The sequence below is a fragment of the Microbacterium sp. genome, from assembly GCF_049661145.1.
Classification (GTDB): domain Bacteria; phylum Actinomycetota; class Actinomycetes; order Actinomycetales; family Microbacteriaceae; genus Microbacterium.
Map to the genome: position 1 here is coordinate 1 of NZ_JBASZT010000205.1, position 15,352 is coordinate 15,352.

13 protein-coding genes and 2 pseudogenes are annotated in these 15,352 nt (G+C 70.0%); 13 read left to right on the forward strand and 2 right to left on the reverse strand.

The genetic code is table 11. The annotated features are described in order from the left end of the window. Both WBP48_RS08735 and mvk read right to left on the reverse strand, forming a co-directional pair. Positions 1–398 (reverse strand): annotated as a pseudogene (locus tag WBP48_RS08735) (diphosphomevalonate decarboxylase); the annotation flags it as partial. Beyond that, entirely contained in the window at positions 395–1,453 is a 1,059-nt protein-coding gene (mvk, locus tag WBP48_RS08740) for a mevalonate kinase (RefSeq protein WP_424439076.1), read from the reverse strand. The pseudogene WBP48_RS08735 and the gene mvk, both read right to left, overlap by 4 nt. Before the next feature lie 116 nt (positions 1,454–1,569). On the opposite strand from mvk, the gene WBP48_RS08745 reads away from it, so the two are divergent. From WBP48_RS08745 to WBP48_RS08805, 13 genes and pseudogenes are all read left to right on the forward strand, one after another. Further along, on the forward strand, positions 1,570–2,019 hold the full coding sequence (locus tag WBP48_RS08745; protein ID WP_424439079.1) for a hypothetical protein: 450 nt from the start codon (positions 1,570–1,572) through the stop codon (positions 2,017–2,019). Beyond that, complete coding sequence (locus WBP48_RS08750; RefSeq protein ID WP_424439082.1) at positions 1,998–2,843, forward strand: hypothetical protein; 846 nt, start codon at positions 1,998–2,000, stop codon at positions 2,841–2,843. The genes WBP48_RS08745 and WBP48_RS08750 overlap by 22 nt, the downstream gene beginning before the upstream one ends. Positions 2,844–2,966: 123 nt before the next feature. Next, a complete protein-coding gene (gene pyrR, locus WBP48_RS08755; RefSeq protein ID WP_424439085.1) occupies positions 2,967–3,518 on the forward strand; it encodes a bifunctional pyr operon transcriptional regulator/uracil phosphoribosyltransferase PyrR in 552 nt (183 codons plus the stop codon). Beyond that, positions 3,515–4,480 (forward strand): aspartate carbamoyltransferase catalytic subunit, encoded by a 966-nt coding sequence (locus tag WBP48_RS08760; protein WP_424439088.1) that lies wholly within the window; start codon positions 3,515–3,517, stop codon positions 4,478–4,480. Before pyrR ends, WBP48_RS08760 begins: the two co-directional genes overlap by 4 nt. Beyond that, complete coding sequence (locus tag WBP48_RS08765; protein WP_424439091.1) at positions 4,477–5,799, forward strand: dihydroorotase; 1,323 nt, start codon at positions 4,477–4,479, stop codon at positions 5,797–5,799. The genes WBP48_RS08760 and WBP48_RS08765 overlap by 4 nt, the downstream gene beginning before the upstream one ends. Then, a complete protein-coding gene (locus WBP48_RS08770; RefSeq protein WP_424439094.1) occupies positions 5,796–6,311 on the forward strand; it encodes a hypothetical protein in 516 nt (171 codons plus the stop codon). The genes WBP48_RS08765 and WBP48_RS08770 overlap by 4 nt, the downstream gene beginning before the upstream one ends. Next, the gene (carA, locus tag WBP48_RS08775; RefSeq protein WP_424439097.1) at positions 6,308–7,483 is read left to right on the forward strand and encodes a glutamine-hydrolyzing carbamoyl-phosphate synthase small subunit; all 1,176 of its coding nucleotides are present in this window, start codon (positions 6,308–6,310) and stop codon (positions 7,481–7,483) included. Before WBP48_RS08770 ends, carA begins: the two co-directional genes overlap by 4 nt. Then, positions 7,483–10,770 carry a carbamoyl-phosphate synthase large subunit gene (gene carB, locus WBP48_RS08780; protein ID WP_424439100.1) on the forward strand — a complete coding sequence of 1,096 codons (3,288 nt, stop codon included), beginning with the start codon at positions 7,483–7,485 and terminating at the stop codon, positions 10,768–10,770. Before carA ends, carB begins: the two co-directional genes overlap by 1 nt. Then, positions 10,767–11,594: an orotidine-5'-phosphate decarboxylase gene (pyrF, locus tag WBP48_RS08785; protein WP_424439103.1), complete on the forward strand. Its 828-nt coding sequence runs from the start codon at positions 10,767–10,769 to the stop codon at positions 11,592–11,594. The genes carB and pyrF overlap by 4 nt, the downstream gene beginning before the upstream one ends. Before the next feature lie 5 nt (positions 11,595–11,599). Next, positions 11,600–12,499 carry a guanylate kinase gene (gene gmk / locus WBP48_RS08790; RefSeq protein WP_424439106.1) on the forward strand — a complete coding sequence of 300 codons (900 nt, stop codon included), beginning with the start codon at positions 11,600–11,602 and terminating at the stop codon, positions 12,497–12,499. Positions 12,500–12,634: 135 nt separating this feature from the next. Continuing rightward, positions 12,635–12,889 (forward strand): DNA-directed RNA polymerase subunit omega, encoded by a 255-nt coding sequence (gene rpoZ, locus WBP48_RS08795; protein ID WP_424439109.1) that lies wholly within the window; start codon positions 12,635–12,637, stop codon positions 12,887–12,889. 106 nt (positions 12,890–12,995) lie between these two features. Beyond that, complete coding sequence (gene metK, locus WBP48_RS08800) at positions 12,996–14,189, forward strand: methionine adenosyltransferase (protein WP_424439112.1); 1,194 nt, start codon at positions 12,996–12,998, stop codon at positions 14,187–14,189. 40 nt (positions 14,190–14,229) lie between these two features. After that, positions 14,230–15,352: pseudogene (locus WBP48_RS08805) on the forward strand (primosomal protein N'); the annotation flags it as partial.

Below are 15,352 nucleotides of genomic sequence, written 5' to 3' on the forward strand. Positions count from 1 at the left end.
AGGCGCGACAGCCCGCGTTCGTCGAGGTCGAGGTCGTAGGCCGCCGCAGCGGCACCCGCCAGTGCCGCGAACCCGGCCGCAGACGAGGCGAGGCCGGCTGCGGAGGGAACCGTGTTGACGGAGTCGACGTGCGCATGGCCGGTCACGCCGTAGTGCGCGCGGACGTGATCTAGCAGGCGCGCGACGCGTTCCCGCGAAACGCCGGTCTGGACCTCACCGTTCAGCGTCACGACGTCAGCGGACGCCGATGGGTCCACGCGCACGGTCGTGGTCGTCGGGAAGATGTCGAGGGTCATCGAGAGACTGCCCGTGGCGGGAAGGTTCTCGACCACGTCCGCCTTGCCCCAGTACTTCACGAGGGCGATGTTCGGATGCGCCCACGCGGTCGCGACGATCATGGCGTCTCCTCGACGGTGGTGATCCAGGTCTCGGCCGCGCCGGCCTCGCGAAGGCCCCGCTCGACGCTCACGGCGTGCTCGGTGTCACGCGCCAGCACGAGCACGCAGCCCCCGAGCCCGCCGCCGGTCAGCTTCGCGCCATGAGCGCCCGCCGCGAGCGCCGCCGCCGCCAGCATGTCCAGCTGGGGATGACCGACGCCGAGCATGCCGAGCAGCTCGTGAGCCTGCGTCATCGCGACACCCACGTGGACGCTGTCGCCGCGGGCGAGCGCGTGCCGCCCCGTCTCGGCGAGATCGCCGAGGGCGGCCAGCAGGGCATCGATACGTTCGGGATCGGCCTCGCGCCGCGAACGCACGCCCGTGACCGCAGCACGGGTGCCCCCGGCGACGCCGGTGTCCGCGACGACGAAGGTCATCGGCGCCGCGACCGCCAGCCGCTCGACGATGCCGCCGTGGAACCAGATAGGTCCGTCGGCGACGACGGTGTGGGCATCCAGGCCGCTCGGGGTGCCGTGCGCGGCGCGCTCGGCCGTCTGAATGAGCTCGTGGCGCTCCGGCTCGTCGAGACTCCGCCCGAACACCGCGCAGACGGCGGTCACGATCGCCGCGGCGACGGCGGCGCTGGATCCGAGTCCTCGCTCCGCCGGGATGTCGCCGCGGACATGCACGCGGACGGCGGCATCCGCGTCGACGGCGTTCAGGGCGGCCCGGATCGCCTCGACGGCGGGACGTAGCCGCTCCGGCGCCTGGTCGAGCGGCCCGGTGAACAGCCGGCTGTCCAACATCGAGGACGTGTCGGCGGCATCTGGGATCCGCTCCGCCTCGACCCGTACCCCGAGTCCGTGCAGGGGGATCGCGATCGCGGGGTGCCCGTAGACGACGGAGTGCTCACCGAGCAGGATCGCCTTGCCGACAGCGGTCCCCAGGGCGGGCGCTTCCGCACGCGCGCGGGCGCGCGCAGGAGCGGAGCCTCCGGGTGCGACGGGGTGACGCGAGGGATCCGAGACAGCGGGCGCGGCGCCGACAGCGCGGGGCACGACGAAGGAACGGTTCATAGAGCGTAGGACAGCCTAACAGTCGGCACGCTAGGGAAGCCTAAGGCGTACAAATGTCGGATTAGAGGTCAACAATGAGTCTTGCCTGCATAGAACATACGGCCTACAATCGCAATATGAACCCGGAACCCGTGATCGAGCATCCCGCTGATGCGGATGCCCTCGGTTTGTGGTTCGCGGACGTGGAGCGCCATCAGTTCGAGTTGAATCGCGATGCAGCCCGCCGTGCCGGTGCCCTGGCCGAGGCGATCGGGTTCGCCAGGCAGCATCCGGACATCTACGCTCTCCCCGGGGACTCGGATGCGGTGACCACGGCGGAACGGTGTGCGGTGGCCGAAGCCGGGTTGCGGTTGCAGCTGTCGGAGAACACCATCCGCAATCTCGCGCACACTGCCGACGCCGCCCGTGACCGGCTGCCCGCCCTGTGGCAGGCAGCCTGTGACGGGTTCGCGACTCTCGCTCAGATCGAGACCGCGGTGGCGTTGCTGGCCCGGTTCGACACCCTTCCCGCCGCCGCCTGTATGTGGAAGCGGATGAGGCGGGGATGGCGTGGGTGCATCTGCTGACCGCGACCGCCGACGCCCGGGCGATCATGCGGCGGGCGACGGCGACGGCGAAGAACCTGAAGAAGCGGGCTCGCGACGGGTCCGTCGGTGATGAGCGCACGGTGGATCAACGCACGAGGGATCAGGTGCGCGCCGATCTCGCGACCGCGTGGCTGAAGGGCGTCGGCACGCCGTCCGCGGTGAAGGCGAAGGTTTTCGTGACGGTCCCCGTCGACATCCTGGCCCCCGCGGCGCGAGCGACCGTCCGGAGCGGGCTTCCCGTGCCCGCCGGCGCGCCGAACCTGAACGAAGCGGCCCGCCTCGACACGGCGGAGACGATCGACCGGGTCACCGCGGTCCGGATGCTGCTGGAAGCGGGTTCGTTCACAAGGGTGATCACCGACCCCGTCACCGGTGTCGTCCTCGACATGGACCGCAAGGCCCGCGCCGCGACGCGGCAGCAACGCGAATGGCTGCTCCTCACCCACGGCACCTGCACCCGCGACGGGTGTGCCCGCCACGCCGCCGACTCCGACGTGGACCACTTCACCGCGTTCCACGGCCCTGGGCGCGGCGCCACGGACCTTGCCAACCTGCACCCCTTCTGTTGCAACGACAACCAGGCCAAAGAGAAGACGAGGTTCCGATACCGCCGCCGAGCGGACGGCACCACGCAGCTCGTCTCTCCCACCGGGTATGCGACGGCGTCGCCACCGCCGATACCGCCGCCCCCACCAGCGGTGCCGGTCAGGCAACCTCGACCCGGCGAACTCGGAGCCCGCGCACTCCTGGACTGCATGCGCAACGGCCAGCTGCCGCCGCTCCCTGACGATCCACCGTTCTGACACCGCAGGCATCGGGTGTCCCGTGCGGGCGCTCCGTGCATCCGCCGCGGCATCGGGTAGGGTGGACGCCGGAACCACAGCAACCTTTAACCCCGTCCCGTGAGGCGGAGAAGGGAGCGGCGGATGAGCACCGGTACCTCGCGCACCGTGCTTCACGACGCTGATATCGCGCGCGCACTGACTCGGATCTCCCACGAGATCCTGGAGTCCAACAAGGGCCCGCAGAATCTCGTCCTTCTCGGCATTCCGACCCGCGGCGTCACCCTCGCGAACCGCATCGGTGCACTCCTCGCCGACATCACTGAACAGCTTCCAGCGCAGGGCGTCCCGGTCGGCGCACTCGACGTCACGATGTACCGCGACGACCTGCACCGGAACCCCACTCGCACCCCGCAGCCGACGCAGATCCCGGCCGGCGGCATCGACGGCAAGACGGTCGTGCTCGTCGACGACGTGCTGTTCTCGGGGCGCAGCGTCCGCGCCGCCCTCGACGCGCTGAACGACATCGGCCGCCCCGCCGCCGTACGTCTCGCGATCCTCGTCGACCGCGGGCACCGGGAACTGCCGATCCGCCCCGACTTCGTCGGCAAGAACCTGCCGAGCGCCCGCAGCGAACGTGTCAATGTGCGCCTGGCCGAAGTGGACGGCATCGAAGAGGTGACGATCGGATCATGAGGCATCTCCTGGGTACCAAAACGCTGGGCCGCGATGACGCTCTTCGCATCCTCGACGTCGCCGAAGACATGCGCGACACGCAGTCCCGCGAGGTCCGCAAGCTTCCGACCCTGCGCGGCAAGACGATCGTCAACCTCTTCTTCGAAGATTCCACGCGTACCCGCATCTCGTTCGAGGCCGCCGCCAAGCGGCTGTCTGCCGACGTCATCAACTTCTCCGCGAAGGGATCCTCGGTCAGCAAGGGCGAGTCACTGCAGGACACGGCCCAGACACTTCAGGCGATGGGCGCCGATGCCGTCGTCATCCGTCACAGCGCGTCCGGCGCTCCGTACACGCTCGCCACAAGCGGCTGGATCTCCGCCGGGGTCGTCAACGCGGGTGACGGCACACACGAGCATCCGACGCAGGCGCTGCTGGACGCGTTCACGATTCGCAAGCGCCGCTTCGGCGACGACAGCCGCGGGCGCGACCTCGCCGGCATCCGCGTCACGATCGTCGGCGACGTGCTGCACTCGCGCGTGGCGCGCTCGAATGTGTGGCTGCTGCAGACGCTCGGTGCCGACGTCACCCTCGTCGCCCCACCCACGCTCATCCCGCAGGATGTCACCGGCTGGCCGGCGCGGATCGAGTACGACCTCGATGCCGCGATCGCCGCTTCCCCCGACGCCCTCATGATGCTGCGCATTCAGCTGGAACGCATGAACGCCGCGTATTTCCCCACTGAACGGGAGTATTCCCGTCGCTGGGGGCTGGACGCGGCGCGGCTGGCGGCGCTGTCGGAAGGTAGCATCGTGATGCACCCCGGTCCCATGAACCGCGGGCTGGAGATCTCCGCCGACGCCGCCGATTCGCCACGCTCGACCGTTCTGGAACAGGTCGCGAACGGCGTTTCGGTGCGGATGGCGGTGCTGTACCTGCTGCTGGCCGGCGAACGCGAGACGAATACGGAGGAGAACGCATGACCATCCTCATCCGCGGAGCACGTATCGGCGGCGGCGACGCCGCCGACCTGATCCTCGAGGGCGGCCTCATCGCCGAGATCGGCACGGGTCTCAGCCGTGCCGGTGCGAGGGTGGTGGATGCCGACGGTCTCGTCGCTCTGCCGGGCCTCGTCGACCTGCACACGCATCTGCGCGAGCCCGGCTACGAGGCCTCCGAGACGATCCTCTCCGGCTCCCGCGCGGCGGCAGCCGGCGGCTACACGACGGTGTTCGCCATGCCCAACACCTCGCCGGTCGCCGACACCGCCGGCGTCGTCGAGCAGGAGCTCGCCCTGGGCGAAGCCGCCGGCTACGTCCACGTGCAGCCGATCGGTGCCGTCACCGTCGGACAGAAGGGCGAGCGGCTGGCCGAGCTCGGCGCGATGGCCGACTCCCGTGCACGCGTCCGCGTCTTCAGCGACGACGGATCGTGCGTATGGGACCCGCTCATCATGCGCCGCGCGCTGGAGTACGTGAAGGCGTTCGACGGCGTCGTCGCGCAGCACGCGCAGGACCCGCGCCTGACCGAGGGCGCGCAGATGAACGAGGGCACCGTTTCCGCCGAGCTGGGGCTTGCCGGCTGGCCCGCCGTCGCGGAGGAGTCGATCATCGCCCGCGACGTGCTGCTGGCCGAGCACGTCGGCTCGCGCCTGCACGTCTGCCACCTGTCCACCGCAGGGTCGGTCGACATCATCCGCTGGGCCAAGAAGCGTGGTGTGAGCGTCACCGCCGAGGTCACTCCGCACCACCTGCTGCTCACCGATGAGCTCGTGCGCGGCTACGACGCCCGCTTCAAGGTCAACCCTCCGCTGCGCCGCGATGAGGACGTGCACGCGGTGCGCGAGGGCCTGGCCGACGGCACGATCGACATCGTCGCGACCGACCACGCGCCCCACCCCGACGAGCACAAGTCGTGCGAGTGGCAGGCCGCCGCGAACGGCATGGTCGGCCTGGAGTCGGCGCTGCGCGTCGTGCAGCAGGCCGTCGTCGACACCGGGATGCTGACATGGCAGGACGTCGCGCGCGTCATGTCCGCCGCCCCCGCGCGCATCGGACGACTGGACCATGCCGGAACCGCGCTGCGGGCCGGCCAGCCGGCATCCCTCACCCTGTACGACCCCGCGCCGGTGCGCGCCTTCACGCGCGAGGACCTCCGCGGCCGCAGTGCGAACTCGCCGTACCTGGGGCGAGAGCTGCCCGGCCAGGTGCGCTGGACGTTCTTCCGCGGCAAGGTCACCGTGGCTGATGGCACCGTGGAAGGCGCCGGGGTTCCCGAGTCGACCGCGCGGGTGAGCGCATGACCCGCGAAGGCGCCCTGCTCGTCATGATCGTCCTCGCCGTCGTCCTGCTCGCGATCGGCATCGCCGCGTGGCGTCGTCGTACGCGCCGCGACGCGGGCATCGCCGCCCCCGTCGGCGAGGTGCCCGTCGGCGCCGTCGAACGCGCGCATGTCTCGGCACTGTACGTCGCGACGACCCCCCATGACGAGCCGCTGGAGCGCCTTGCCATCCGCGGCATGGGGTTCCGTTCGCGCGCCGACGTCACGGTCACCGATCGCGGCGTCGCGCTCGATCTCACCGGACAGCCGCGACTGTTCCTGGCGGTCGGGCACATCGTCGAGGTGGACCTCGCGACCGTGGCGATCGACCGTGTCGTCGAGCCTTCCGGTCTCGTCCGCCTCACTTGGCGCGTCGGGGACCGATTCGTCGACAGCTACCTCCGCCCGCAGGATGGTTCGGCCCGCGCCCTCGCGGACACGGTCGCCGCCACCCTGCCCGCCTCGACCACCACCCCGACGGGAACCGACGCATGAGCTCCGCTTCCGGATTCACCCTGGTCACCGACCCGGCCGTCCTCGTCCTCGAAGACGGCTCCCGCCACCCCGGCCGCGCCTACGGCGCGCGCGGCGTGACGTTCGGCGAAGTCGTCTTCGCCACCGGCATGACCGGCTACCAGGAGACCCTGACCGACCCCTCGTACGCCGGCCAGATCGTCCTGCAGACGGCGCCGCACATCGGCAACACCGGAATGAACGGCGAGGACGTCGAATCGCGTCGCATCTGGGTCGCCGGTTACGTCGTGCGCGACCCCTCGCGCGTCGTGTCGAACTGGCGCGCCGAAGAGTCGCTCGACGACGCCCTGGAGCGTGACGGCATCGTCGGCATCTCCGGCGTCGACACGCGCGCCATCACGCGGGTGCTGCGTTCCGCCGGGTCCATGCGGGGCGCTGTCTTCTCGGGCGAGGCGGTGACGTGGGATGCCGCCGAACAGCTTCGCCAGGTGCGCGAAGCGCCGCAGATGGCCGGACAGAACCTGTCCGCCGCCGTTTCTGTCGATGCCGTCGAGGTCACGCGCGCCACTGTGAAGAGCGCAGGCGAGCGCATCGGCAATCTCGCCGTGCTCGACCTGGGCGTCAAGCAGGCAACCATCGGCAACCTCGCCGCCCGCGGCTTCGATGTGCACGTCATGCCGCAGAGTGCGACGATCGAGGATATTCAGGCGATCGATCCGGTCGCGGTGTTCTACTCCAACGGACCGGGCGACCCCGCGGCATCCGACGATCATGTCGCCCTCCTGCGCGGAGTGCTCGACGCCGGTCTGCCGTTCTTCGGCATCTGCTTCGGCAACCAGTTGCTCGGCCGCGCGCTCGGTTTCGGCACGTACAAGCTGCCGTTCGGGCACCGCGGCATCAATCAGCCCGTGCTCGACAAGCAGACCGGAAGGGTCGAGATCACGGCGCACAACCACGGCTTCGCCGTCGATGTGCCACGGGAGGGCACCGCCGAAAGCCCCAACGGGTACGGCCGCGTTGAGGTCAGCCACGTCGGCCTCAACGACAACGTCGTAGAGGGGTTGCGCGCCCTCGACATCCCGGCGTTCAGCGTGCAGTACCACCCCGAGGCGGCTGCGGGCCCGCACGACGCCAACTATCTGTTCGACCGGTTCGCAGAGCTGGTCCGCACCACCCTGGAGACCAGCAAGTAATGCCGAAGCGCATCGACATCCGCTCCGTCCTCGTCATCGGCTCCGGCCCCATCGTCATCGGCCAGGCGTGCGAGTTCGACTACTCGGGCACGCAGGCCTGCCGGGTGCTGCGCGAGGAGGGTGTGCGCGTCATCCTCGTCAACTCCAACCCTGCGACGATCATGACCGATCCCGACTTCGCCGACGCGACCTACATCGAGCCGATCACCCCCGAAGTGATCGAGACGATCATCGCGAAGGAGAAGCCCGACGCGATCCTGCCGACCCTCGGCGGCCAGACGGCCCTGAACGCCGCGATGGCCCTGCACGAGCAGGGCATCCTGGAGCGCTACGACGTCGAGCTGATCGGCGCGAAGGTCGACGCGATCCGCAAGGGCGAGGACCGGCAGATCTTCAAGCAGTTGGTGCTGGATGCCGGTGCCGACGTCGCCAAGTCCGTGATCTGTCACTCGGTGGACGACCTGCTGGCGGGCGCCGCCGAACTCGGCTATCCGCTCGTCGTGCGCCCCTCGTTCACGATGGGCGGGCTCGGCTCCGGCTTCGCGTACGACGAGGCGGACCTCCGCCGCATCGGCGGCGCCGGCCTGCACGACTCGCCGACGCACGAAGTGCTGCTGGAGGAGTCGATTCTCGGGTGGAAGGAGTACGAGCTCGAGCTCATGCGCGACACCGCCGACAACACGGTCGTCGTCTGCTCCATCGAGAACGTCGACCCCGTCGGCGTGCACACCGGCGACTCCATCACGGTCGCCCCGGCGCTCACCCTCACCGACCGTGAGTACCAGAAGCTGCGCGACATCGGCATCGACATCATCCGGGCCGTCGGTGTGGACACCGGCGGCTGCAACATCCAGTTCGCCGTGGACCCGGCATCCGGACGCATCATCGTCATCGAGATGAACCCGCGCGTGTCGCGCTCGTCGGCCCTCGCGAGCAAGGCGACCGGGTTCCCGATCGCAAAGCTCGCCGCCAAGCTCGCGATCGGCTACCGCCTCGACGAGGTGCCCAACGACATCACGCAGGCGACGCCGGCGAGCTTCGAGCCGACGCTCGACTACGTCGTCGTCAAGGTGCCGCGGTTCAACTTTGAGAAGTTCCCGAACGCCGACGTGACCCTCACGACGACCATGAAGTCGGTCGGCGAGGCTATGGCGATCGGCCGCAACTACTCCACAGCCCTGCAGAAAGCCCTCCGTTCGCTCGAGAAGCGCGGATCGAGCTTCCACTGGGGCGTCGAGGAGCGGTCGGTCGACGAACTGCTGCGCATCGCACGGCGCCCCACCGACGGACGCATCGTCGTGCTGCAGCAGGCGATGCGCCTCGGCGCGAGCATCGAGCAGGCGTTCGAAGCCACGAAGATCGACCCCTGGTTCCTCGACCAGATCGCGCTCATCAACGAGGTCGCAGACTTCGTGCGCCGCGCCCCGGAACTGGATGCCGAGACCCTTCGCATCGCGAAGGAGCACGGATTCAGCGACGCACAGCTCGCGCAGCTGCGCGAGACGACCGAGGCAGAGATCCGCGGCATCCGTCACGGTCTCGGCATCCGCCCCGTGTACAAGACGGTGGACACGTGCGCGGGGGAGTTCCCCGCGCTGACTCCTTATCACTACTCCTCGTACGATCACGAGACCGAGGTGACACCCTCGGAGCGGACGAAGGTCGTCATCATCGGCTCGGGCCCGAACCGCATCGGCCAGGGCGTCGAGTTCGACTACTCGTGCGTGCACGCGTCGTTCGCCCTCGCGGATGCCGGGTATGAGACCGTCATGATCAACTGCAACCCCGAGACGGTCTCCACCGACTACGACACGAGCGACCGGCTCTACTTCGAGCCGCTGACGCTGGAGGACGTGCTCGAGGTGCTGCACGCCGAGAGCGCGTCCGGTACGATCCTCGGCGTCGTCTGCCAGCTCGGCGGACAGACGCCGCTGGGGCTCGCGAAGGGGATCGAAGAGGCCGGCTACGCCGTGCTCGGTACCTCGCCCGCCGCGATCGACATCGCCGAGGAGCGCGAACTGTTCTCGCAGCTGCTCGACCGCGCCGGACTCGCCGCCCCACGCCACGACACGGCGATCGACGAGGCCGGCGCCGTCGCCATCGCGGAGGAGATCGGCTACCCCGTGCTCGTCCGCCCGAGCTTCGTGCTCGGCGGCCGCGGTATGGAGATCGTCTACGACACCCCGAGCCTGCGCGACTACTTCGTGCGCACGGCCGGCGAGGTCGTCATCGAGGAGGGCAAGCCGCTGCTCGTGGACCGCTTCCTCGACGACGCCGTCGAACTCGACGTCGACGCGCTCTACGACGGCCACGAGCTCTACATCGGCGGCGTCATGGAGCACCTCGAAGAGGCCGGCATCCACTCCGGCGACTCGTCCTGCACCCTGCCGCCGGTCTCGCTCGGCCGCACCGAGATCGACCGCGTGCGTGCCGCGACCCTTGCGATCGCCGAGGGCGTCGGTGTGCGGGGATTGCTGAACGTGCAGTTCGCGGTGTCGGCGGGGGTGCTGTACGTCATCGAGGCGAACCCGCGCGCGTCGCGCACCGTGCCGTTCGTGTCGAAGGCGCTGGGCATTCCACTCGCGAAGGCCGCCAGCCGCATCATGGCCGGCGCGACGATCGCGGAGCTGAAGGCCGAGGGGATGCTGCCGGCGCAGGATGGCTCGCGCGTGCCGCTCGATTCGCCCGTTGCGGTGAAAGAAGCGGTGCTGCCGTTCAAGCGGTTCCGCACCGCCGACGGGCACACGGTCGACTCGGTCCTCGGCCCCGAGATGCGCTCGACCGGGGAGGTCATGGGCATCGATCGCGACTTCCCGACCGCGTTCGCGAAGAGCCAGGCGGCTGCGTACGGCGGGATGCCGACGAGCGGCACAGTCTTCCTCTCCGTCGCCGACGACGACAAGCGCGCCGTCATCCTGCCCGCCCACCGGCTGCAGGAGCTCGGCTTCCGGCTGATCGCGACGGAGGGCACGGCGGAGATCCTCGCGCGCAACGGCATCCGCGTCGACGTCGTGAACAAGTACTCCGCGACGGCGACGACGGGCGAGCCCAACGTCGTCGACCTCATCAACGCGGGCGAGATCGACATCGTCGTGAACACGCCTTCGGGCGGGATCGCTCGTGCGGACGGCTACGAGATCCGCGCCGCCGCCGTCGCCGCCGACAAGGCGCTGTTCACGACGATGGCCGTCCTCGGCGCCGCGGTCAGTGCGTTGCCGGTCTTGCGGGAGGGCTTCGCCGTCCGCAGCCTGCAGGAGTACGCCGAAGACCGGAAGGCGACCGCGTGAGCACGTTCGGCGAGCGCGTCCGTGCCGCGATCGCCGCGCACGGTCGCCTCTGCGTCGGCATCGATCCGCACGAGACGTTGCTGCACGACTGGGGCCTTCCCGTCGATGCGTCGGGCGTGCGGGAGTTCGGGCTGCGGACGGTGGATGCCGCGGCATCCCGCGTCGGCATCGTCAAGCCGCAGGTGTCCTTCTTCGAGCGCTTCGGGTCGGCCGGCTTCGCGGCGCTCGAGGGTGTCATGGCGGCCGCGCGCGCGGCGGGCCTCATCGTGATCGCCGACGCGAAGCGCGGCGACATCGGAACGACGATGGATGCCTACGCCGACGCGTGGCTGACGCCGGGCGCACCCTTGGAGGCCGATGCCCTCACCGCCAATCCATACCTCGGCGTCGGCACCCTGACGCACGCGTTCGACCTCGCGGAGGCACACGGCAAGGGTGTCCTCGTGCTGGCGGCGACGAGCAATCCCGACGCGTTCACGGCGCAGCGTGCGCTCCTCTCAGACGGCGCGACGGTGTCGGCCGGGATCATCGCGGAGGTCTCTGCGCGCAACGCCCAGCGCACACCGCCGGGGGAGTGGGCCGCGCTCGGCTTCGTCGTCGGAGCGACCGTCGACTGGCACGAGGCGGGGCTGTCCGTCCCGGTCCCTTCCGCGCCGATCCTCGCGCCCGGGTTCGGTCATCAGGGCGCCGCGCCCGCCGACCTCGTCCGCTATGGCACCGCTGCCGCCACGGTCGTCGCGAGTGAGAGCCGCAGCATCCTCTCGGCGGGTCCGGATCACCTCGCCGCGCGCATCGCCGAGCGCGCGAGCCTGTACCGTGGGTAGTCCCCATGATTGACAGCCGGACACCCCCCGAGGTCGACCGCGTCGCGGCCTCACGGCGCGCCGTCGCCGCCCGCCGTGAGCGCGCCGCACTCAAACACGACGTCGCGATGCGTGTCATTACGCCCCAAGAGCTGCTCGCAAGAGCACTCGCCGAGCCCGACTCGCCGGCGGGTGCCATGCGCATCACAGACTTCCTGACCGCGCTGCCGGCGATCGGCGAGGGCAAGCGCGACCGCATCCTCGCGGCGCTGGGCATCTCGCCGGTGAAGAAGCTCGGCGGACTGGGCGTGCGGCAACGCGTCTCGCTTCAGGGATGGCTCGACGATCGCTTTCCGCCCTTGGCGCCGCGTGCAGACCGTAGCCGGCTCATCGTGCTCGCCGGTCCGACCGCGGTGGGCAAGGGCACGGTCGCCGCACGCGTCAGGGAGCACCATCCGGAGATCATGTTGTCGGTGTCGGCCACGACGAGAGCACCTCGGCCGGGCGAGGTCGACGGCGAGCACTACTTCTTCGTGGACGACGCGGCCTTCGACGAACTGATCCGCAGCGGCGCCCTGCTGGAGCACGCGACGGTCCACAACGCCTTCCGCTACGGCACGCCGAAGGCCCCGATCGAGAAGGCGTTGGCCGAAGGGCGCACCGTGCTGCTCGAGATCGACCTGCAGGGCGCGCGGCAGGTGCGCGCCGCGGCGCCCGACGCGACCCTCGTCTTCCTCACCCCGCCCAGTTGGGACGAGCTCGTGAGCCGGCTCGTCGGACGCGGCACCGAGGACGCGGAGGAGCGCGCACGGCGCCTGAAGACCGCGAAGACCGAGCTCGCCGCGCAGCAGGAGTTCGACTACCGTGTCGTCAACGACGACGTCGCCCGCGCGGCGGCCGAGGTTGCGAGCCTCGCGCTGGGCTGATCTGTGCCCGTTGGCTTGCCACAAGTGAACGAGGACAGCCCGGTCGGTCGTCCGCCTGTAGAATGGACGGATGCCGCGCAGCATCCTGCGCCGCCTCAGCCTTCTCCACCGCCATCCGACCCTCAGGAGGTCCCCATGACCGCGCGTAACAAGGGAATCATCGACCCGCCCATCGACGCACTGCTCGAGAAGGTCGACTCGAAGTACCAGCTCGTCATCTACGCGGCCAAGCGGGCACGTCAGATCAACGACTACTACTCCGACCTGCACGAGGGGAACCTCTTCGACAACGTGGGCCCGCTCGTGGACTCCAGCGTCGAGGACAAGCCGCTCACGATCGCGCTCCACGAGATCCACGAGGACAAGCTGCGCCTGCGTCCGGCCGAGTGATCCGTGACGCCGTGTGGCGTCACCGTGCCCGCGTTACCCGCGATGTCGGGGACCGCGGGCATGATTGTGTGAGCCACGATCCCAGCCCGTTCCGTCAGGAGAATCGATGAGCCAGCTGCGCTTGTTCACGTCCGAGTCCGTCACCGAAGGGCACCCCGACAAGATCTGCGACCAGATCTCGGACTCGATCCTCGACGCGATCCTCGCCGACGACCCCGACGGTCGCGTCGCCGTCGAGACCCTTGTGACGACTGGGCTCGTGCACGTGGCCGGCGAGGTGTCCACGAGCGCCTACGTCGAGATTCCCGCGATCGTACGCGGTGTCGTCAACCGCATCGGATACACCTCCAGCGACACCGGCTTCGACGGAGACTCCTGCGGGGTCAGCGTGTCGATCGGCGCGCAGTCCTCCGACATCGCCGCCGGGGTCGACAAGGCGTTCGAGCGCCGCGAGAACGGGTCCGAGGACCCCAAGGATCTGCAGGGCGCCGGCGATCAGGGCATCATGTTCGGCTATGCCACCAGCGAGACGCCGGAGCTCATGCCGATGGCGATCTGGACGGCGCATCGCATCGCCGAGCGGCTGAGCGAGGTCCGTCGCAACGGCAGCCTGCCCTTCCTCCGGCCCGACGGCAAGACGCAGGTCACGCTCGGCTACGACGGCTCCGTGCCGAAGACGGTCGAGTCGGTGGTGCTGTCGACCCAGCATCGGCCAGACATCTCGCAGAAGGCGCTGCGCGCCGCGGTGAAGGCGGAAGTCATCGATCCGGTGCTGGAGCGCACCGGTCTCGACCTCCCCGACGTGAAGTACTACATCAACCCGGCGGGGCCCTTCGTCATCGGCGGCCCCAAGGGCGACGCGGGCCTGACCGGCCGCAAGATCATCATCGACACCTACGGCGGCGCGGCGCGTCACGGCGGTGGTGCGTTCAGCGGCAAGGACCCGTCCAAGGTCGACCGCTCGGCGGCCTACGCGATGCGCTGGGTCGCGAAGAACGCGGTCGCCGCTGGTCTCGCCGACCGGCTCGAAGTGCAGGTCGCGTACGCGATCGGCAAGGCGAAGCCGGTCGGCCTGTACGTCGAGTCGTTCGGCACGGGTCACGTCAGCGACGAGGTCATCACCGCCGCGATCCGCGACGTGTTCGATCTGCGCCCGAAGGCGATCATCGATCAGCTCGACCTGCTGCGGCCGATCTACGCCGCTACCGCCGCCTACGGTCACTTCGGCCGTGGGCTGCCCGAGTTCACGTGGGAGCAGACCTCTCGTGTCGAGGAACTGCGGGCCGCCGCGGGGCTATGACGCCCCGCGGTCGACCGTGCACGGCTGACGGAGCGACCACGTGAACACCGTCGCCCGCGTGCTCATCGACTCGCCGTTGCCACAGCTGGACCGCTTGTTCGACTACGCCATCCCCACCGGATTCGCCGCCGATGCGTTACCCGGTGTGCGTGTACGTGTGCCGCTGCGCTCGGCGGGCCGGGTCGTCGACGGCTACCTCGTCGAGCTCGCCGAACCCGGTCCCGACCGGCGGGCACTGTCGGAGTTGGATGCCGTGGTCTCACCCGTCCCGGTACTGACTCCCGCACTGTACGACCTGGCCCGCCGTGCGGCCGACCGCGCCGCCGGGTCGGCAAGCGACATTCTGCGACTCGTGATCCCTCGGCGCATGGTGCGCGCCGAGAAGGCGTGGCTCGCCGCGGCGGCCCCCGAGACGCCGACGGTCGGTGCGGGCGCCGTTGCGTGGGCAGAAGCCATCCTCGACGCCTACCCGGGTCTCGCCGGCGCCGTGACAGCGGGTGAACGACTCGCCATCGACGCCCCGCCTCGCCCGAGCAGGACACACCCGCTCGGCGCGTGGGCAGAACTCCTGGCGGCTCTCGCTGTACGCACGCTCGCCGCGGGTCGTAGCGCGATCCTCGTCGTCCCGGACCAGCGCGATGAGGAGCAGCTGCTGACGGCGCTCTCGCACGTGTCGCCGGACCTCCCGCGCGGTGCCCTCGTGCGCGACGATGCCCGGCGGTCGGGGCCCGAACGCTATGCGAGCTACCTGAGACTGCTCTCTCCCGCCCCCGCGATCGTCGTGGGCAACCGCTCGTCCGTGTACGCGCCGGCGCACGACGTCGGCTGCGTCGTCATGTGGGACGACGGCGATCCGCTCCTCGCCGAACCGTTGAGCCCCGGGGTGCACGCACGCGACGCCGCCCTGCTGCGCCAGGAACGCGAAGGCGCGGCGCTCGTCTTTGCCGGGCACACCCGCACGACCGACGTCGAGCGGCTCGTGCAGCTGGGGTGGGTGCGTGAGGTGCCTGCGGCCCGGCGCGAGAGCCCCGCGGTGGTGTTGTCCGCAACGCGCGAGGGCGAGTCCCGCGGTGCGCGCGTTCCTTCCAGCGCGTTCGCCGCCGCGCGCGGCGCGCTCGCCCACGGGCCCGTGCTCGTGCAGGTGGCCCGCCCCGGCTACGCTC